The organism is Mycobacterium sp. AT1 (assembly GCF_002043095.1).
GTDB lineage: Bacteria > Actinomycetota > Actinomycetes > Mycobacteriales > Mycobacteriaceae > Mycobacterium.
In genome coordinates, this window is record NZ_MVOC01000019.1 from 1 (window position 1) to 18,324 (window position 18,324).

An 18,324-nucleotide genomic window follows, 5' to 3' on the forward strand; every position below is an offset into this window, starting at 1 on the left:
TCGGCGCCCTCGCCCACAACAACGACCGCCTGGCCTGCCTCTGCGACACCGACGACTGCCCCGCGGCGCAGAACCCGCCCTCGACGGGGGTGGTGGTCTACGTGATCGCGAGCGCGGACACCCTCGAGGAACGGCACGCGCCACCCCTGCCGCCACCACCGCCCGACGTACCCAGTGAGCCGCCGACGTCAGACAGCGCCGACCGCTCGAGCGACCCTGCGCCACAAGTTGAGTCGCGCGAGGGCGTCCCCGCCGACCCAGCCGACGAGCGCACCGCCCTCGACGGCGACGCCCCGGCCATGTTCAGCAAGCCGCTGCGCGAGCTGACGCTCACCGAAGCCCTCACCCCCACCCCGGGTCGGCTGGCCAGCCTGCGGCCCGCCGCCCTGATGGGTGGCCAGTTCCTACCCGGCGCCATCGCCTGCCGAGCCACAGTCGGCGCGACCATCACCCGGATCGTCCACCCCGGCCAAGCCCCACCGGAACCCCGATACCGACCGTCGAAGAAGCTGGCCGACTTCGTCCGCTGCCGCGACCTGACGTGTCGCTTCCCCGGCTGCAGAGTGCCGGCCACGAATTGTGACGTGGACCATACGATTCCGTGGCCATGGGGGCCGACCGCGGCGTCCAACCTCAAATGTCTGTGCCGAAGACACCACTTGCTGAAAACGTTTTGGGGCGGTCAAAGCGGTTGGCGCGACCGGCAACTCGACGACGGCACGATCGTCTGGACCGCACCCGACGGGCGGAGCTATATCACCACCCCGGGTAGCCGCCTGCTGTTCCCCGAACTCAGCGAGCCCACTGCATCGGTGGTTGCCTCAGAGGTCCCCAGGGCACACACCGCGGGACTGACCATGCCCCGACGCAAGACCACCCGCGCCCAAGACCGCGCCAGCCGCGTCCAACGGGACCGCGAGACAGCTTGAGCACCAACGCAACACGGCGGCCCAGGCCGAAGCCCGGACCGCCCCGTCGGCGGAACGCTGGTGCTTACATCGCCGGAGGAGCAGGCGGCATCAGCACGGTGTCGATCATGTAGACCGTCGCGTTGGCGGTCTGCACGCCACCGCACACCAGGCCGGCATCGTTGACCTTGAGCTCAGAGCCCATGCCGGTCACGGTGACCTCGCCACCCTCGACCGTCTTGTGCGTACCGACGACCTGTTCGGGGCTCAGCCGTCCCGGCACCACGTGGTAGGTCAGGATGCTGGTCAGCAGGGGAGCGTCGACCTTGAGCTTGTCGATGGTCGCCGGGTCGATCTTCTTGAACGCGTCATCGGTCGGCGCGAACACGGTGAACTCGCCGCTGTTGAGCGTGTCGACCAGGTTGACCGCCGGGTTCAGCTGGCCGGATACGGCCGCGGTCAGGGTGGTCAGCATCGGGTTGTTCGACGCCGCGACCGCGACGGGATCCATCGACATTCCCTGCACCGAACCAGGTCCGGTCGGGACCTCCTTGGCGTAGGCGGCGCAGCTCGAGCCGACGAGGCCCGCAGCCGGATCCGCCTGGGCCACACCGGTGGAGGTGAGCAGCCCGGCCACGGCCAGCGCTGCGATGGAGGTGCCGGTGACGGCCTTCTTGGTCTTGTCAGTCAGTTTCATCACTGTTCAACTCTCTTCGTAGGAACTACTTGGCCGGGGGCATCAAGACGGTGTCGACCATGTAGACGGTCGCGTTGGCGGTCTTGACGCCACCGCACACCAGGCCGGACTGGTCGAACTTCAGGGCCTCGCCCGCACCGGTGACGTTGACTTCGCCGCCCTCGACCGTCTTGTGCTTGCCCGCGACGTCGGCGGGGCTCAGCTGGCCGGGAATCACGTGGTAGGTCAGGATGCTGGTGAGCAGCGGGGCGTCGGTCTTCAGCTTCTCCAGGGTGGCCGCGTCGATCTTGGCGAACGCGTCGTCGGTCGGTGCGAGCACGGTGAATTCGCCACCGTTGAGGGTGTCGACGAGGTTGACGCCGGGGTTGAGCTTGCCGGAGACCGCCGAGGTCAGCGTCGTGAGCATCGGGTTGTTCGACGCCGCGGTGGCGACCGGGTCCATCGCCATGCCCGCGACGGAGCCGGGGCCCTCGGGGACCTGTGCGGCGTAGCCGGCGCAGCCGGGGCCGACCAGGTCGGCGGCCGGGTCGGCGGCACCGGTCATCGGGGCGGCGCTCGAGGTCGTGCTGCTCATCACGCTGGAGGACATGCTGCTGGCGTCGCTTGAGACGCTGCTTGCGGTGTTGCTGGCGGTCTCGCTAGAACAGGCGGACGTTCCGAGGATGGCCGCTGCGGCCAGGCCTGCTGCTGCGAAGGCCTTGCGCTGAGTCGAGTTCATGACGTGATCACTCCAATGTGTCAGGGACGGCTGGTTTCGCCGTCCTCATGGGGCATTCGCGGTGATGGCGATCACGGATTGGCTGTGAGGGGGCTCGTCATATTGGCGTCACATTCGGTCGGGTCGTCGTCACCCGGCGGACCAGGCGGCACAATGGACCGGTGACCCGGGATCGTGTGCGCGTACTGGTACTTGGCAGCACCGGTTCCATCGGCACGCAGGCACTCGAGGTGATCGCCGCCAACCCCGACCGGTTCGAGGTCGTCGGGCTGGCTGCCGGCGGCGGCAACCCCGACCTGTTGGCCCGCCAGCGAGCTGAGACCGGCGTCACCAATGTCGCCGTTGCGTCGGCGGGGGCTGCCGATCAGATCGGCGACGTCACCTTCGTCGGCGACGACGCTGCGACGCGCCTGGTCGAGAACACCGAGGCCGACGTCGTCCTCAACGCACTCGTCGGCGCGCTGGGTCTGCGCCCGACCCTTGCGGCCCTCGAATCCGGCGCCCGGTTGGCGCTGGCCAACAAGGAGTCGTTGATCGCAGGCGGCCCACTGGTGTTGAAGGCGGCGAAGCCGGGCCAGATCGTGCCCGTGGACTCCGAGCACTCCGCCTTGGCGCAATGCCTGCGCGGCGGTGCCGCCGACGAGGTCGCCCGGCTGGTGCTGACCGCATCGGGTGGTCCGTTCCGAGGGTGGTCGGCCGCTGATCTCGAGGACGTCACCCCTGAGCAGGCCGGTGCCCATCCCACTTGGTCGATGGGCCCGATGAACACGCTCAACTCGGCCTCACTGGTCAACAAGGGGCTCGAGCTGATCGAGACGCACCTCCTGTTCGGCGTCCCCTACGACCGCATCGACGTCGTGGTCCATCCGCAGTCGATCGTGCACTCGATGGTCACCTTCGTCGACGGCTCCACGATCGCCCAGGCGAGCCCCCCGGACATGAAGTTGCCCATCGCGTTGGCGCTCGGGTGGCCGGCACGCGTCCCCGGCGCGGCGTCGCCGTGCGACTTCACCACGGCGTCCACGTGGGAATTCGAACCGCTGGACGACGAGGTCTTCCCCGCCGTGGCGCTCGCGCGCGAGGCGGGCACCGGGGGCGGTTGCCTGACGGCGGTCTACAACGCCGCCAACGAAGAAGCCGCCGAGGCGTTCCTCGCCGGGCGGATTCGATTCCCCGCGATCGTCCGGATCGTCGACGAGGTGCTGCGCGCTGCGGACCAGTGGTCGGCGGAACCGGCTACCGTGGACGACGTACTCGCCGCTCAGGACTGGGCCAAGGACAGGGCCGGTGGCGCGGTCGAGAAGGCAGCACGGGAGGTCGTAGCAACCAGATGATGTTCGCACTGGGCATTGTGCTGTTCGCACTGGCCATCTTGGTCTCGGTGGCGCTGCACGAATGCGGCCACATGTGGGTGGCGCGCGCCACCGGAATGAAGGTGCGCCGCTACTTCGTCGGATTCGGACCGACCGTGTGGTCGACGAAGCGCCGCAACCGACTCGGGTACACCGAGTACGGCCTGAAGGCCGTTCCGCTTGGCGGCTTCTGCGACATCGCGGGGATGACGTCGGTCGAGGAACTCGCCCCCGAGGACCGCCCGTACGCCATGTTCCGCCAGAAGGTGTGGAAGCGGGTCGCGGTGCTGTTCGCGGGACCCGCGATGAACTTCGCCATCGGTCTCGTCCTGCTCTACGCCATCGCCGTGGTGTGGGGACTGCCCAATCTGCACCCGCCCACCGCCGCCATCGTCGGCGAGACGTCCTGCGTGTCGTCCGAGGTCACCAAGGGCAAGCTGGGGGAGTGCACCGGCCAAGGCCCGGCGGCGCAGGCGGGCATCAGGGCCGGCGACACGGTCGTCAAGGTCGGCGACACCGACGTGAAGACCTTCCAGGAGATGGTCGCCGCCGTGCGCAAGCTCAACGCACCGACGCCGTTCGTCGTGGAGCGCACCGAGAACGGGCGCACCGAGGAGTTCACCACCACCGTCGACGTCACCAAGGCCCAGCGCTGGACCAAGGAGGGCAACGGCGCCCCAACCGAAGTCGGTGCGGTCGGCATCGCCGGCGCGCAATTTGGGCCGACGCAGTACAACCCACTTTCGGCGGTGCCGGGGACCGTGGCCTTCACCGGCGACCTGATGGTCGAACTCGGCAAGTCACTGGCCAAGATCCCCACCAAGATCGGTGCGCTGTGGACGTCCATCGGCGGTGGGGAACGGGATCCGGAGACGCCCATCAGCGTGGTCGGCGCCAGCATCATCGGCGGCGACACCGTCGACGCCGGCCTGTGGGTGGCGTTCTGGTTCTTCCTGGCGCAGCTGAACTTCGTCCTCGGTGCGATCAACCTTCTCCCGCTGTTGCCCTTCGACGGCGGCCACATCGCGATTGCCGTGTACGAGAAGATCCGCAATATGATTCGTTCGGCGCGCGGCAAGGTTGCCGCCGGCCCGGTGAACTACCTCAAGCTGATGCCCGCCACGTACGTCGTGCTCGTCATCGTGGGTGGCTACATGCTGCTGACCGTTACCGCTGACCTGGTCAACCCGATCAGGCTGTTCCAATAGCCTTGAGAAAGAAGCAATCATGACCGTCGGTCTGGGTTTGCCGGTACCGCCCCCGCCGACGCTGGCTCCCCGTCGCAAGACGCGTCAGCTGATGGTGGGCAACGTGGGCGTCGGCAGCGACTACCCGATCGCCGTGCAGTCCATGTGCACCACCAAGACTCACGACATCAACGCCACGCTGCAGCAGATCGCCGAACTGACCGCGTCCGGTTGCGACATCGTGCGCGTCGCCTGTCCCCGTCAAGAGGATGCCGAGGCGCTGCCCGCGATCGCCAAGAAGGCGAACATCCCGGTGATCGCCGACATCCACTTCCAGCCGAAGTACATCTTCGCCGCCATCGACGCCGGATGCGCCGCGGTCCGGGTGAACCCGGGCAACATCAAGGAGTTCGACGGCCGGGTCAAGGAGGTCGCGAAGGCGGCCGGTGCCGCAGGCATCCCGATCCGGATCGGCGTCAACGCGGGCTCGCTCGATCCACGTCTGATGAAGAAGTACGGCAAGGCCACGCCGGAGGCGCTCGTCGAGTCGGCGCTGTGGGAAGCGTCGCTGTTCGAGGAACACGGCTTCGGTGACATCAAGATCAGCGTCAAGCACAACGACCCCGTCATCATGGTCGCCGCCTACGAGCAGCTCGCCGAGCAGTGCGACTATCCGCTGCACCTCGGCGTCACCGAGGCCGGGCCCGCGTTCCAGGGCACCATCAAGTCGGCCGTCGCCTTCGGCGCGCTGCTGTCCAAGGGCATCGGCGACACCATCCGGGTCTCGTTGTCGGCGCCGCCGGTCGAGGAGATCAAGGTCGGCAACCAGATTCTGGAGTCGCTGAATCTGCGTCCGCGCGGGCTGGAGATCGTGTCCTGCCCGTCGTGTGGGCGGGCCCAGGTCGACGTGTACACCCTGGCCAACGAGGTGTCGGCGGGCCTGGAGGGCATGGACATTCCGTTGCGAGTGGCGGTGATGGGCTGCGTGGTCAACGGTCCTGGTGAGGCCCGTGAGGCCGACCTCGGCGTCGCGTCCGGCAACGGCAAGGGCCAGATCTTCGTCAAGGGCGAAGTGATCAAGACGGTGCCCGAGCAGATGATCGTCGAGACACTGATCGAAGAGGCGATGAAGATTGCCGCCGAGATGGATCCGGCACGTGGACCAGAGGCCAGCGGCGCGCCCGTTGTGACCGTAAGCTGAACCCGACCCTGTGAGCAGGGTCACCGCCGCCGGCTCGTAGAAGGTCCAGATGTCCGCACCCCCACTGTTTCGCCTCGCCGACGAGCGGCGCGTGACGGTGGTGCGCGACGCCTCGATGGTGCGTCGCGTGCTCGACGAAGATCCGGTCGGGTCTTGCATGGTGGCGTCCCGGGTGGCCGACCACGGGGTGGATCCGACGTCGATCGGCGGCGAGATGTGGACGCGTCGTCGCCCCAGTGACTCGTTGTGTTTCGCCGGGGCGAACCTGATTCCGTTGCGCGGTGAGGTGCCCGACTTGGTGGCGTTCGCCGACAAGGCGATGAGCACACCGCGTCGGTGCTCGTCATTGGTGGGTCGGACCGAACTCGTCATGCCGATGTGGCAGCGCCTCGAACGCGCGTGGGGACCCGCGCGTGACGTGCGAGACCACCAACCGTTGATGGCACTGTCCAGTCCGCCGCAGTGCGTCGTCGACCCGCAGGTGCGCCCGGTGCGCATCGAGGAGCTCGACGCGTATCTGGTGGCGGCGATCGAGATGTTCATCGGCGAGGTGGGCGTCGACCCTCGGGTGGGGGACGGCGGCCGTGGATACCGACGTCGCGTCGCCGGCCTGATCACCGCGGGTCGGGCTTGGGCCCGCTTCGAGCACGGTCAGGTGGTGTTCAAGGCCGAGGTGGGGTCGCAGTCGCCCGCCGTCGGCCAAATCCAAGGTGTCTGGGTGCATCCCGACTGGCGCGGCCGGGGGCTCGGCGTTGCCGGCACTGCCGCGCTGGCCCGCGCGGTCGTCCGCAGTGGGCGGACCGCCAGCCTCTACGTCAACGGGTACAACACGATTGCCCGTGCCACCTACGCGCGGATCGGTTTTGCCGAGGTGGGCACGTTCGCGACCGTGCTGCTCGACTGATCACGGGGACGTTCCCAGCCAATTACGTTCCGGTCTCGGTGCGCCTCCGGGTGTTGAACCGCGACGGCTTCTAACATCAGCCTCAATGGCAACACGAACCTCATCCGTATCACGAGTCACTGGTCTCCTCACGGTCCTCGCGGTGATGGCGGCCGCCGGCGGACTCAGCGCCTGCACGCCACGGCCGAACGGGCCCGAACCGGTGGCGACGGCGTTCTTCACCGCGCTCGCCAAGGGGGACACCGGCGCGGCCGCCGACTTCAGCGACCATCCCGCCCTCGCCAGGGCGGCCCTCAACGAAGCCTGGGCCGGCCTACAGGCGACCAAGCTCGACGCGCAGATCCTCGGCTCGAAGTACGCCGAGGACACCGGCAGCATCGCCTACCGCTACACCTGGCACCTTCCGAAGAACCGCACCTGGACCTACGATGGTCGGCTGAACATGGTCCGCGACGAGGGGCGGTGGGAAGTCCGTTGGAGCGCAACGGGTTTGCACCCGAACCTCGGTGAGAACCAGACGCTTGCCCTGCGCGCGGACGCACCGCCCCGCGCGTCGGTCAACGAGCGCGGCGGCAGCGACGTGCTGCGGCCGGGATTCCTGTACAACTACTCCCTCGACGCAAAGGCCGCAGGCGGCGACCTCATGCCGACGGCCAGAATCGTCGCCGACACGCTACGCCGCTTCGACCCGACCATGGACGCCCAGCGCCTCGCCGAGACGGCGAGCTCGTCGGCGACCCCGCTGAACCTCATCACGCTGCGCCAGGCCGACCGCGACGCCGTGGCACCCGCGATCGGGAATCTGCCAGGGGTCGTCATCACCCCGCACGCAGAACTGCTCCCCGTCGACGACCGATTCGCCCCCGACATCATCAACCAGGTCAAGAAGTCGGTGTCCGACGAACTCGACGGCCAGGCGGGCTGGCGCGTGGTCAGCGTCAACCAGAACGGCGCCGACGTCGACGTGCTCGACGAAACCCCGGGCGCCCCAGCGCCTTCGGTAACCATCAGCCTCGACCGGTCGGTTCAGAACGCCGCCCAGGACGCCGTCGACATGGTCGGCAGGAAGGCGATGATCGTCGCGATCAAGCCGTCCACCGGCGAGATTCTGGCCGTGGCCCAGAACGCCGCCGCCGACGCCGACGGACCCGCCGCCACCACGGGTCTGTACCCGCCGGGATCGACGTTCAAGATCGTCACCGCGGGTGCGGCGATCGACCGCGACATGGCGACGCCCAACACCCTCCTCGGTTGCCCCGGCCACATCGACATCGGGCAGCGGACCATCCCCAACTACGGCGGGTTCGACCTCGGCACCGTGCCGATGTCGCGCGCCTTCGCCAACTCCTGCAACACCACCTTCGCCGAGTTGGCCAGCCGGATGCCGCCACGGGGTCTGACGACCGCCGCCGCGCAATACGGCATCGGGACCGACTACGTCGTCGACGGGATCACGACGGTCACCGGATCGGTACCCCCGACGGTGAACCTGACCGAACGCACGGAGGACGGCTTCGGACAGGGCCGCGTGCTCGTCAGCCCCTTCGGCATGGCGCTGGCCGCGGCGACGGTCGCCGCGGGAAAGACGCCGGTGCCCCAGCTCATCGAGGGCAGGCACACCGAGGTGTCGGGTGACACCCCGACGATCACCCCGAAGATGGTCGACGGACTGCGTCCGATGATGCAGCTGGTCGTGACCAACGGCACGGCGAAGGACCTCAACGGCAGCGGCGACGTTCGCGGCAAGACCGGTGAGGCCGAATTCGACGGCGGTTCGCACGCCTGGTTCGCCGGCTACCGCGGAGACCTCGCGTTCGCCGCCCTGATCGTCGGCGGCGGCAGCTCCGAGTTCGCCGTGCGGATGTGCAAGGACATGCTCAACGGAATGCCGCCGGACTATCTGACCTGAGTAGCCTGGTCCTGGCGAAGGGACGGGCAGTGATGATGAGCAGCAACTCCGACATGGGTGCCGAAGGACTGGTGCTCCGCATCTCCGACGCCGACCGCAACGGCACGTTGCGCCGCCTGCACAACGCGGTGGCGCTCGGGCTGATCGACATCGACGAGTTCGAAGAACGGTCGGCCGCGGTGTCGCAGGCCCGGCTGCACTCCGAACTCGCCGCGCTCGTCGAGGACCTGCCAGGGCCCGGTGCGATCGTCACGACCGCAACCGACCGGGTCGAATTGCGGGGTGTGCTCGGCTCGTTGAAGCGTCAGGGTGAGTGGATCGTGCCGACCCGGTTGTCGCTGGTGCGCCGCATGGGTTCGGTCGACCTCGACCTCACCAAGGCGCGGTTCGCCGGGCCGATCGTCGTCATCGAACTGGACATGAAGTTCGGGTCGGTGGACATCCGGCTGCCCGACGGGGCGAGCGCGTCGATCGACGACGTCGAAGTCGTCGTCGGAAGTGCCAGGGACCACCGCAAGGACGCGCCAGCCGAGGGGTCACCGCACGTGATCCTCACCGGCCGAGCCTTCTGCGGTTCCGTCGACGTCCGCGGACCGCGAAAGTCGCTGTTCGGCAGGGGTTAGTTAGGCTGGGACGATGTCCGTTCGCACCGCACTCCGCCCCGGTGAGCTCTCCCCGACGCTCCCGGTGCCCAAGTCGATCTCGCGCCCCGAATACGCCTGGAAGTCCAGCGTGCAGGAGGGCTCCGAGCCGTGGGTCCAGGCGCCCGACGTCATTGAGCGGATGCGCGTTGCCGGCCGCATCGCCGCCAACGCGCTCGCCGAGGCGGGCAAGGCGGTCGCGCCCGGTGTCACCACCGATCAACTGGACCGCATCGCCCACGAATACATGGTCGACCATGGGGCGTACCCCTCGACGCTGGGCTACAAGAGCTTCCCCAAGTCCTGCTGCACGTCGCTCAACGAGGTCATCTGCCACGGCATCCCCGACTCGACGGTCGTCCAGGACGGCGACATCGTCAACATCGACGTGACCGCCTACATCGACGGCGTCCACGGCGACACCAACGCCACCTTCCTCGCCGGTGAGGTGTCCGAGGAACACCGACTGCTCGTCGAACGCACCCACGAGGCGACCATGCGGGCGATCAAGGCCGTCAAGCCCGGCAGGCAGTTGTCCGTCGTCGGCCGCGTCATCGAGGCGTACGCGAACCGGTTCGGCTACAACGTCGTTCGTGACTTCACCGGCCACGGCATCGGCACCACGTTCCACAACGGACTGGTGGTCCTGCACTACGACCAGCCCGCGGTCGACACCGTCCTCGAGCCCGGCATGACCTTCACCATCGAGCCCATGATCAACCTCGGTGCGCTGGACTACGAGATCTGGGACGACGGCTGGACCGTCGCGACGGTGGACAAGAAGTGGACCGCACAGTTCGAGCACACCCTGGTGGTCACCGACGACGGTGCCGAGATCCTGACGCTCCCGGAGTGACCGGCGCGCTGCTGGTCGCGGGCACCACCTCCGACGCCGGCAAGTCCACGGTGGTCGCCGGTCTGTGCCGGTTGTTGGCGCGCAAGGGCATTCGCGTTGCGCCATTCAAGGCGCAGAACATGTCCAACAATTCGGCCGTCACGGTCGAGGGCGGTGAGATCGGTCGCGCCCAGGCCATGCAGGCCAGGGCGGCGGGTCTCGAACCGAGCGTGCGATTCAACCCCGTCCTGCTCAAACCGGGCGGCGACCGGACCTCACAACTGGTGGTCATGGGCCAGGTCGTCGGCACGGTCGCCGCGGGTGACTACTTCCACCACCGCGCGATGCTTGCCAAGGTGGTCAACGACCAACTCGACTCCCTGAGAACCGAATTCGACGTCGTCATCTGCGAGGGCGCCGGCTCACCCGCCGAAATCAACCTGCGGGCAACCGACCTCGCCAACATGGGGCTGGCGCGGGCGGCGAACCTCCCGGTGCTCGTGGTCGGAGACATCGACCGCGGCGGGGTGCTGGCGCACTTCTTCGGCACCGTCGCGGTACTCGAACCCGACGATCAGCGGCTCATCGCAGGCTTCGTCGTCAACAAGTTCCGCGGCGATCCGGCCCTGTTGGCACCGGGCCTGGACCAGCTCGAGCGACTGTCCGGGCGGCCTACCTACGGCGTCGTCCCATACGACGACGGTCTGTGGCTCGACGCGGAGGACTCGCTGTCCGTCCAATCCCAACGAATCGTGGGGAAACCAGTCCCGCCGAAAGGCAGGGACACGCTCCGGGTGGCCGCGGTCCGGCTGCCCCGCATCTCCAACTCCACCGACGTCGAGGCGCTGGCGTGTGAGCCGGGCGTGGTGGTCCGGTGGGTCGCCGACGTCGCGGACCTGGCCGACGCCGACGTCGTCGTCCTGCCGGGAAGCAAGGCAACGGTGTCCGACCTCGCGTGGCTGCGAGAGCGCGGACTGGCGGACGGCGTCCTCGCGCACGCCGCGTCCGGGCGCGCCGTCGTCGGCATCTGCGGCGGGTTTCAGATGCTCTGCCGAACCGTCGACGATCCGGTCGAGTCGCGCCTGGGACGCGTCGCGGGGCTCGGCCTGCTGGACGCCGACATCGTCTTCGCCACGGACAAGACCCTGAAGCACTGGGAGACGCCGTTGCGCGGGTACGAGATTCACCACGGCCAGGTGGCACGCACGTCCGAGGACACGTGGCTCGACGTCGGCATCCGGCGCGGCGCCGTGTACGGCACGCACTGGCACGGCCTGTTCGACAACGACGACGTGCGACGCCAATGGCTCACCGACGCCGCCGCGGCGGCGGACCGGCACGGATTCGTCGTCGCCAAGGACGTCGACGTCACCGGCAGGCGTGACGCCCAACTCGACGCGATGGCCGACCTGCTCGCCGAACACCTCGACCTCGACGCGGTGACGGATCTGCTCACCGGGGGTGCGCCGTCGCGCCCCGTGATCACCTCGCACCTCGACCTTCGCTGAGTAGCCTTCAAGGATGCGAGCGGCATCCAAGGCAGTCGTCATCGCGGTCGCAATGGTCGTGTCCCTGTCCGGCTGCGCCGTCGAGGGCACCCCGACGTGGCCCGGTGCGCGACTGGACGCCACGTTGCTGACCGCCGAGGACTTTCCGCCCGGCGTCCGGTTCGACCGCGTCCTCGAGCAACCAGGAACCCCCGACGGAGCGGACCGACCACCGGCGATGGAGTCCGAGCCGGAGGGGTGTGCCGACGGGTTGACCAAGGACATCGCGGCGTCGGTCGACCGAGGACCGGGAAGCTCCGCGAAGTACAACGTGTCCTACGACGGAGCTCGGATCGTGATGACGATCCTGGTGGCCGCCTTGGACCTCCGTCGCCTCGAAGCCACCGCGACCCGGTGTGAGCTGTACGTGACCTACTTCGACAAGGCGTCGGACCCGATCCTGATGACGACCACCAAGATGGAGTCGTCGCGCCCGCAGTCGCTGATCTACCAGCAGACCATGCAGTTGCATGGCGAGGAGAGCAGCGTCTACTTCACGTTCGAGAACATCGGCGAGTCGGGAATGTTCGGCATCGCGTTCCCGACCCCAGATTCCACCATCTCCGTCAAAGGGTCGCTGCCGCAAACGTTTCTGGACGTCACCGCCAAGCAGGCCGAGCGGCTGAGGCAACCCTGAGGGTTGCGTTGCAAGCCCGTGAAAACCCGACTGAACCCGAGCGAACCCCTGTAGCGTGGCGCAATGCCATCGACCGTGCTCACCGTCGACGGGTTTCCTGCGACAGTCGACGTGTCCGGCCCCGAGAAGGGGTCGGTCGTCGTGCTGCTGGGGGCCGCGCAAGGGCCGGCGGCCTACGACGCGATCTGCGAACGCCTGCACACGGCATCGTTGCGGACGGTGGTCATCGCGCCAGACCCGCGGCTGAGCCCCAAGTCCGTCGTGGGGATACTCGACTCCGTTGGGGTGCGGTGGGCGCTTCTGGTTGGCGACCGGGTCGGGGGAGAACTGGCCTGGGAGTTGGCGGCCACCCGGCTGGACCGGTTCATCGGGTTGGTCGTCGTCGACCGTGGACATCCGCGCGTTCCGGATCAGGCGGGCGACGTTCGAGACGAGCACTGCCCGCCCGTTGAGGTGAACACCACCGCGCTGGTGAGCTCGCCCGCGGCGCGCACCGTGGCCAAGGCCAGCCAGCGTTACGTCTACGGCGACTACCGCATCGTGGAGTTGCTGGGCCGCCGCAACGCGCAGGAGTCCACGGCCCAACTGGCCGCCGAGATCGTGCTGCGCACCAGCACCTGGTGACGTGGCCGCCGACCCGTTGTCGGCGGACTTCTCTATCCTCGGTCCATGGTGCCGCCGCTCGGCCTCGTCCTCAACATCGGTGAGTTGGTCGCCGAGTTCGGTTCGGCGACGGTCAGCCGCGGCACGCGGTACGCCGACCTCGGACGAGTCAGTGACACCGACTGGAACGAGGAGGATCTCGAGCTCGTCGGCCTCTGTTCGGGTTCGGACGGACACAGGTATCGGGTGGCCGCCGGATTCCAGCGCTCGGGTGAGGATCTCCGGCTGGTGTGGGCCGAGTGCTCCTGCCCGGTGGGGGTCTACTGCAAGCATGCCGTCGCGCTGCTGCTGACGGCGTCGTCCAACCACCAGTCGCCCCCGCCCGCCGTCGACCGGTGGCGCACCGTGCTGACCAAGATGCTCGACGAGTTGGCGCCGCTGGGTGCCGAGGATGCCGCGCCGATGGGCCTCGAGTTCTCCGTCTCGCCACCGACTCGCTACCGCCCGCGTGCCGAGATCGCGCTGCGCCCCGTCACCGTCGGCAAGCGCGGCACCTGGATCAGGACCGGGGTCAACTGGCAACGGTTGTCCTACCACGCTGCCGCAGGCGAGTTCGACCGCGGACAGTACGACGCCCTGCGCGCCCTGGTTGGCGACGCCCAGCGGTCCGGCATCGTGCCGATCAACGACGTGATGACGATTTCCCGTGTGCCGTCTGGCTTTTGGTCTCGGCTGACCGATGCGATCGACGCTGGGGTGACCATCGTCGCCCACGCCGGGAGCGGGCTGACCGGCGTCGACCTCGTCAAGAGCGCACAGCTGCGCCTCGACTTCGTCTCCGACGACGCGGGCGGCGCGACGATGACGGTCGCGATGGTCGTCGACGGCGAGCGCTGCCCGACCGACGACGTCGGTCTCATCGGATCGCCCGTGCCACACGGCATGTACACGATCGCCGACGGCGTACTCCGGCTTGGCCGGTTCGACCCGGTGCCCGGACGCACGACGCTGGACCTCGTCCTCCGAAGGGAGGTCCTGCACATTCCCGCCGACATGGTGCCGGAGTTCTCGCTGGAGGTCCTTCCGCGGTTGGCCGACGTCACGCAGGTGGACGTGCAGGACGGCCTCTTCACCCCGCCAACGATCAGCGGACCGACGGCTGTGCTGACGCTGAAGTCGACCTCCGGCGGCATGCGTGCGTATTGGACCACTCGCTACCTGGTCAACGACCGGCACCACGAGTTCGAGCCAGGGTCGGCCGCGCAGCGCACCGCCTACCGGGACGCCGATGCCGAAACCTTGATGTGGGACGCGGTGCTTCCCGCGTTGAGAGCCGTCGCGGCCGCCTCGCGGACCTGGAAGCAACAAGCCGCACGTCATCTTCAGCAGCTGGCCAAGCGGACCATCTCCATTGCGCTCGTCGACGAGATGACCTCGGTCGCCCGGTCTCCCGACGCGGTCGCCGCCGCCGCGGCCGCGTCGCCGCCCACCCTTCTCTCGGGGGTCGACCTCACCCTGACCGAGGCGGCGGTACTGGTCGGCGAGGTGCTGCCTGCCCTGGACTGCCGAGACGACTTCGTCCTCGACGTTGACCTGAGCGTGCCCAACTTCCGTGCCGCCGAGAACGCCCCTCAGCTGCAGTTCGGCAGCGGCGACGACGAGCCCGTGCGCAACGACTGGTTCGACCTGGGCATTTCGCTGACGATCGACGGCCAGGAGGTGTCCATCGCCTCGGTCATCGCCGAATTGGCCATGGGCGCAACGCACATGCTCCTGCCCAACGGCGTCTACTTCCGGCTGGACACACCGGAACTCCTGCGGCTGCGGGAACTCATCGACGAGGCCCGCGCGCTTGGTGAGATCGACGGCGACCGGGTGAACGCGGGTTCCCACAACGTCACCCTGTGGGAGGAGCTGCTGGCCCTCGGCGTGGTCGACGAGCAACTGGCCGGCTGGCAGGAGAGCCTGGCGATGCGGACCGCCGCCCGCCCGCCCGTGCCGGTGGAGGTGCCTGCCGGACTGGATGCGACGCTGCGCGACTATCAGCTCGACGGCCTGAGCTGGTTGTCGTTCCTGTGGGACAACCAGCTTGGTGGGGTGCTGGCCGACGACATGGGGCTCGGCAAGACCGTGCAGACCCTCGCCCTCATCGCCCGCGTCGCCGAGCAGGGCCCGCGGAGATTCCTGGTCGTCGCGCCGACGAGCGTCGTCACCAACTGGGTTGCCGAGTGTGGCCGATTCACACCCGGGTTGACGGCGGTGGCGGTGACCAGCACCGAGGCCCGATCGGGGACGTCGCTGGCGGAACGCGCGGCGACCGCCGACATCGTGGTCACCTCCTATGCCATCCTGCGCATCGACTTCGAGGCATACGCCGGGATCGACTGGGCGGGAGTCATTCTCGACGAAGCTCAGTTCGTGAAGAACCACAACAGCAAGACCCACCAGTGCGTGCGTCGGCTGGACGCCCGATTCAAACTCGCCATCACCGGCACGCCGATGGAGAACAACCTGATGGAACTGTGGTCGCTGTTGTCGATCACCGCCCCTGGTCTGTTTCCGTCGCCCGCGGTCTTCACCCAACACTTCCGCAAGCCGATCGAATCGGGCACCGACCGGGAACGGCTTGCCGTGCTGCGCCGACGCATCAAGCCGATGATGTTGCGGCGCACCAAGGGGCAGGTCGCAGGCGAACTACCGCCGAAGCAGGAGCAGGTCCTCGCGCTCGACCTCGGGCCGAAGCATCGACGAATCTACGACACCCGGATGGCCCGCGAGCGGCAGAAGGTGCTTGGGCTGCTTGGCGATTGGGAGAAGAATCGCTTCCAGATCTTGCGGTCGCTGACACTGCTGAGGCAGCTCAGCCTTCACGTCGGATTGGTCGACGAGTCGAAGATGGACGTCGCGGCGGCCAAGGTCGACTTCCTGGTCGAGCAGCTGCCGGAGCTGGTCGCCGAAGGACACAGCGCCCTGGTCTTCAGCCAGTTCACCGGGTTCCTCGCGATCCTGCGGAGCCATCTGGACGCCGTCGGGGTGCGCTACAGCTACCTGGACGGGTCGTCGAGCTCGCAACAGCGGGATCAGGCGATCAACGACTTCAGAACGGGCGTCAACCAGGTGTTCCTGATCAGCTTGAAGGCCGGCGGTTTCGGGCTCAACCTCACCGAGGCCGACTACTGCTTCATCTGCGATCCGTGGTGGAATCCGGCGGCCGAGGCTCAGGCCGTCGACCGGACCCACCGCATCGGCCAGACGCGTCCGGTCACCGTCTACCGGCTCGTCTCGGAGGGCACCATCGAGGAGAAGGTCGTCGCGTTGCAGAACCGAAAGCGCGACCTGTTCGCCGCGGTCGTCGACGAGGGCGACGTCTTCGGAACGGCAATCACCGACTCCGACGTTCGAGAACTGTTCGGCTGACGGCACCGAGCCCCTCGGCGTTGAAGCACGAGGGGCCCGGGGGTCTGTCGCCGAAGCGGGTGAGCGGTCTAGGTGAGGTCGAGTTCCTCGGCGACGGTCGTCACCTGCTTGATGGGTCCGGTGAACCACTTCTTCACCGACACGTGCCAGTAGATGAACAGCAGGATCAGCACGCCGCCGACGAGCAGCGGGGTGTAGTTGACGAACTTCCACTCGAAGCTCGGGTCCCACGGCATGCCGCCCATCGAGGTTGGGAACATGGCGATGATCGAGGTGACGATGATCTCGACGAGCGCTACCGGCGCCATCCACTTGTGGTGACCGCGCAGATTCCACTTGCCGACGGGGAACGAGTCCCCGGCCTTCCAGCGGTAGTAGATCGGCACCGCGAAGCACAGGTACAGGCCGACGACGCCGATGGAGACGACGGCGAAGAAGGCGACCGGGACGGGTGCGCCGTTGATGTCGACCTGGACGAGGGCGGGCAGCGTGATGAGGGCTGCGATCACGGCGGTGACCACCACGCCGTTGGCGGGGATCTTGTTCTTGCTGACCTTGGACCACAGCTGGTGTCCGGGCACCGCGCGGTCGCGGCTGAACGCGAACAGCATTCGGGAGCAGCTGGTCTGGCAGGCCGTGGTGCAGAACAGCTGGCCGGCCGTCGAGATCAGCAACACGACGCCCACCCACGGCGAGCTCATCGCCTGGCTGAAGATCACCGCGACCGCACCGCCACCCGCGGACACCGCGTCCGAGTCGTTGACCGCGAACAGGAAGGTGAGCAGCAGGATCCAGCCGCCGATCGCCGAGTAGAAGATGGACCGCCAAATGCCCTTGGCCGCACCGTCGGCCGCGCTCTTGGTCTCCTCGGAGAGGTGCGCGGACGCGTCATAGCCGGTGATCGTGTACTGGGTGAGGATCGCCGAGATCGGCAGCACGAAGAGAAGCCACCCGACACCGGAGGTGGCACCGCCGAACATGCCGGTGTTGTTGATGGTCTTGGCGAAGACGTCGGACAGGCTGGCGTGCTGTTCGGGCACCACGATCAGGATGGCGATGACGATGGTCGCGCCCGCCACGTGCCACCAGACCGAGACGTTGTTGATGACCGCGAGCAGGTGTGACGAGAAGATGTTGACGGTCGCGGCCAGCGCCAGGATCACCAGGAAGATGACGAAGACCCTCGTCAGGCTGTAACCGGCCAGCCAGTTCTCACTGAACGTGCCGAGGGTCAGGTCGAGGAACGTCGCCGAGCCGTAGGCGACCGACGCCAGGATGGCGATGAGGCCGATGAGGTTCAGCCAGCCCGTGTAGAAGCCGGCCTTGGCGCCGCCGAGCTTGCTTGCCCACCAGTAGATGCCGCCGGAGGTGGGGTACGCCGACACCAGTTCGGACATGCACAGCCCGATGATGAGGATGAACACCGACACGATGGGCCAGCCCCAGGCGATGGCGGCGGGCCCGCCGTTGTTCCAGCCGAGGCCGAACGAGGTGAAGCAGCCCGCCAGGATCGAGATGATCGAGAACGAGATGGCGAAGTTGCTGAAGCTCGACCAGGAGCGGTTCAGCTCCTGGGTGTAGCCGAGTGATGCGAGGTGCTTTTCGTCGTCAGACAGTTCTTCGTGACCCTCTGGCACGGTATTTCTCCTTCTCGGGGCAGCACCCAAGAGGGCGCTCACTGGTAGGGAGAATAGAGCCGCAATGGTCTGGTGTCCTACCTTTGGCGGTGACGGTCGTGTAAATCTATGACCGAAATGCGCGGTGATCC

At 67.7% G+C, this 18,324-nt stretch carries 16 protein-coding genes; 13 read left to right on the plus strand and 3 right to left on the minus strand.

The genetic code is table 11. From position 1 onward, the window contains the following. A partial coding sequence (locus tag B1790_RS34660; RefSeq protein WP_198951973.1) for an HNH endonuclease signature motif containing protein occupies positions 1-929 on the plus strand: 929 nt, incomplete at its 5' end. Positions 930-993: 64 nt separating this feature from the next. Here the strand turns inward: B1790_RS34660 and B1790_RS10280 are convergent. Both B1790_RS10280 and B1790_RS10285 read right to left on the minus strand, forming a co-directional pair. Then, positions 994-1,605, minus strand: coding sequence for a fasciclin domain-containing protein (locus tag B1790_RS10280; protein WP_079923120.1), 612 nt, complete (start codon positions 1,603-1,605; stop codon positions 994-996). Between the two features lie 25 nt (positions 1,606-1,630). Continuing rightward, the gene (locus tag B1790_RS10285; RefSeq protein WP_369832327.1) at positions 1,631-2,194 is read right to left on the minus strand and encodes a fasciclin domain-containing protein; all 564 of its coding nucleotides are present in this window, start codon (positions 2,192-2,194) and stop codon (positions 1,631-1,633) included. On the opposite strand from B1790_RS10285, the gene B1790_RS35840 reads away from it, so the two are divergent. From B1790_RS35840 to B1790_RS10340, 12 genes are all read left to right on the plus strand, one after another. After that, positions 2,169-2,312 carry a hypothetical protein gene (locus B1790_RS35840; protein WP_369832329.1) on the plus strand — a complete coding sequence of 48 codons (144 nt, stop codon included), beginning with the start codon at positions 2,169-2,171 and terminating at the stop codon, positions 2,310-2,312. The genes B1790_RS10285 and B1790_RS35840 overlap by 26 nt on opposite strands. 172 nt (positions 2,313-2,484) lie before the next feature. Beyond that, positions 2,485-3,657, plus strand: a complete 1,173-nt coding sequence (gene dxr, locus B1790_RS10290) for a 1-deoxy-D-xylulose-5-phosphate reductoisomerase (RefSeq protein WP_079923122.1) — start codon at positions 2,485-2,487, stop codon at positions 3,655-3,657. After that, positions 3,654-4,883 (plus strand): RIP metalloprotease, encoded by a 1,230-nt coding sequence (locus tag B1790_RS10295; protein WP_079923123.1) that lies wholly within the window; start codon positions 3,654-3,656, stop codon positions 4,881-4,883. Before dxr ends, B1790_RS10295 begins: the two co-directional genes overlap by 4 nt. A gap of 19 nt (positions 4,884-4,902) precedes the next feature. Then, positions 4,903-6,063, plus strand: coding sequence for a flavodoxin-dependent (E)-4-hydroxy-3-methylbut-2-enyl-diphosphate synthase (ispG, locus tag B1790_RS10300; RefSeq protein ID WP_079923124.1), 1,161 nt, complete (start codon positions 4,903-4,905; stop codon positions 6,061-6,063). A gap of 49 nt (positions 6,064-6,112) precedes the next feature. Continuing rightward, positions 6,113-6,967 (plus strand): GNAT family N-acetyltransferase, encoded by an 855-nt coding sequence (locus tag B1790_RS10305; RefSeq protein ID WP_079923125.1) that lies wholly within the window; start codon positions 6,113-6,115, stop codon positions 6,965-6,967. Between the two features lie 85 nt (positions 6,968-7,052). Continuing rightward, a complete protein-coding gene (locus B1790_RS10310; protein ID WP_079923126.1) occupies positions 7,053-8,876 on the plus strand; it encodes a penicillin-binding transpeptidase domain-containing protein in 1,824 nt (607 codons plus the stop codon). Between the two features lie 53 nt (positions 8,877-8,929). Further along, the gene (locus B1790_RS10315) at positions 8,930-9,499 is read left to right on the plus strand and encodes a DUF1707 and DUF2154 domain-containing protein (RefSeq protein ID WP_142271230.1); all 570 of its coding nucleotides are present in this window, start codon (positions 8,930-8,932) and stop codon (positions 9,497-9,499) included. Between the two features lie 13 nt (positions 9,500-9,512). Continuing rightward, positions 9,513-10,373: a type I methionyl aminopeptidase gene (gene map / locus B1790_RS10320; protein ID WP_079923159.1), complete on the plus strand. Its 861-nt coding sequence runs from the start codon at positions 9,513-9,515 to the stop codon at positions 10,371-10,373. After that, positions 10,370-11,860, plus strand: a complete 1,491-nt coding sequence (locus tag B1790_RS10325) for a cobyric acid synthase (protein ID WP_142271228.1) — start codon at positions 10,370-10,372, stop codon at positions 11,858-11,860. Before map ends, B1790_RS10325 begins: the two co-directional genes overlap by 4 nt. Positions 11,861-11,873: 13 nt before the next feature. Continuing rightward, positions 11,874-12,536 (plus strand): hypothetical protein, encoded by a 663-nt coding sequence (locus B1790_RS10330; RefSeq protein WP_079923128.1) that lies wholly within the window; start codon positions 11,874-11,876, stop codon positions 12,534-12,536. A gap of 63 nt (positions 12,537-12,599) precedes the next feature. Beyond that, entirely contained in the window at positions 12,600-13,160 is a 561-nt protein-coding gene (locus tag B1790_RS10335) for an alpha/beta fold hydrolase (protein WP_056548817.1), read from the plus strand. A 45-nt stretch (positions 13,161-13,205) separates the two neighbouring features. Then, positions 13,206-16,556 carry a DEAD/DEAH box helicase gene (locus B1790_RS10340; RefSeq protein WP_079923129.1) on the plus strand — a complete coding sequence of 1,117 codons (3,351 nt, stop codon included), beginning with the start codon at positions 13,206-13,208 and terminating at the stop codon, positions 16,554-16,556. Positions 16,557-16,624: 68 nt separating this feature from the next. Here the strand turns inward: B1790_RS10340 and B1790_RS10345 are convergent, their stop codons facing one another. Next, positions 16,625-18,193 (minus strand): amino acid permease, encoded by a 1,569-nt coding sequence (locus B1790_RS10345; RefSeq protein ID WP_079923130.1) that lies wholly within the window; start codon positions 18,191-18,193, stop codon positions 16,625-16,627. Between the last annotated feature and the right edge of the window lie 131 nt (positions 18,194-18,324).

Excerpts from the sequence above, each read along its gene's own strand:
- B1790_RS10330 (WP_079923128.1), top strand. The coding sequence starts at position 11,874 with ATGCGAGCGGCATCCAAGGCAGTCGTCATCGCGGTCGCAATGGTCGTG.
- B1790_RS10280 (WP_079923120.1), bottom strand. The coding sequence starts at position 1,605 with ATGAAACTGACTGACAAGACCAAGAAGGCCGTCACCGGCACCTCCATC.
- map (WP_079923159.1), top strand. The coding sequence starts at position 9,513 with ATGTCCGTTCGCACCGCACTCCGCCCCGGTGAGCTCTCCCCGACGCTC.
- B1790_RS10285 (WP_369832327.1), bottom strand. The coding sequence starts at position 2,194 with ATGTCCTCCAGCGTGATGAGCAGCACGACCTCGAGCGCCGCCCCGATG.
- ispG (WP_079923124.1), top strand. The coding sequence starts at position 4,903 with ATGACCGTCGGTCTGGGTTTGCCGGTACCGCCCCCGCCGACGCTGGCT.
- B1790_RS10310 (WP_079923126.1), top strand. The coding sequence starts at position 7,053 with ATGGCAACACGAACCTCATCCGTATCACGAGTCACTGGTCTCCTCACG.
- B1790_RS10340 (WP_079923129.1), top strand. The coding sequence starts at position 13,206 with ATGGTGCCGCCGCTCGGCCTCGTCCTCAACATCGGTGAGTTGGTCGCC.
- B1790_RS10315 (WP_142271230.1), top strand. The coding sequence starts at position 8,930 with ATGGGTGCCGAAGGACTGGTGCTCCGCATCTCCGACGCCGACCGCAAC.
- B1790_RS10335 (WP_056548817.1), top strand. The coding sequence starts at position 12,600 with ATGCCATCGACCGTGCTCACCGTCGACGGGTTTCCTGCGACAGTCGAC.
- B1790_RS10295 (WP_079923123.1), top strand. The coding sequence starts at position 3,654 with ATGATGTTCGCACTGGGCATTGTGCTGTTCGCACTGGCCATCTTGGTC.
- B1790_RS10305 (WP_079923125.1), top strand. The coding sequence starts at position 6,113 with ATGTCCGCACCCCCACTGTTTCGCCTCGCCGACGAGCGGCGCGTGACG.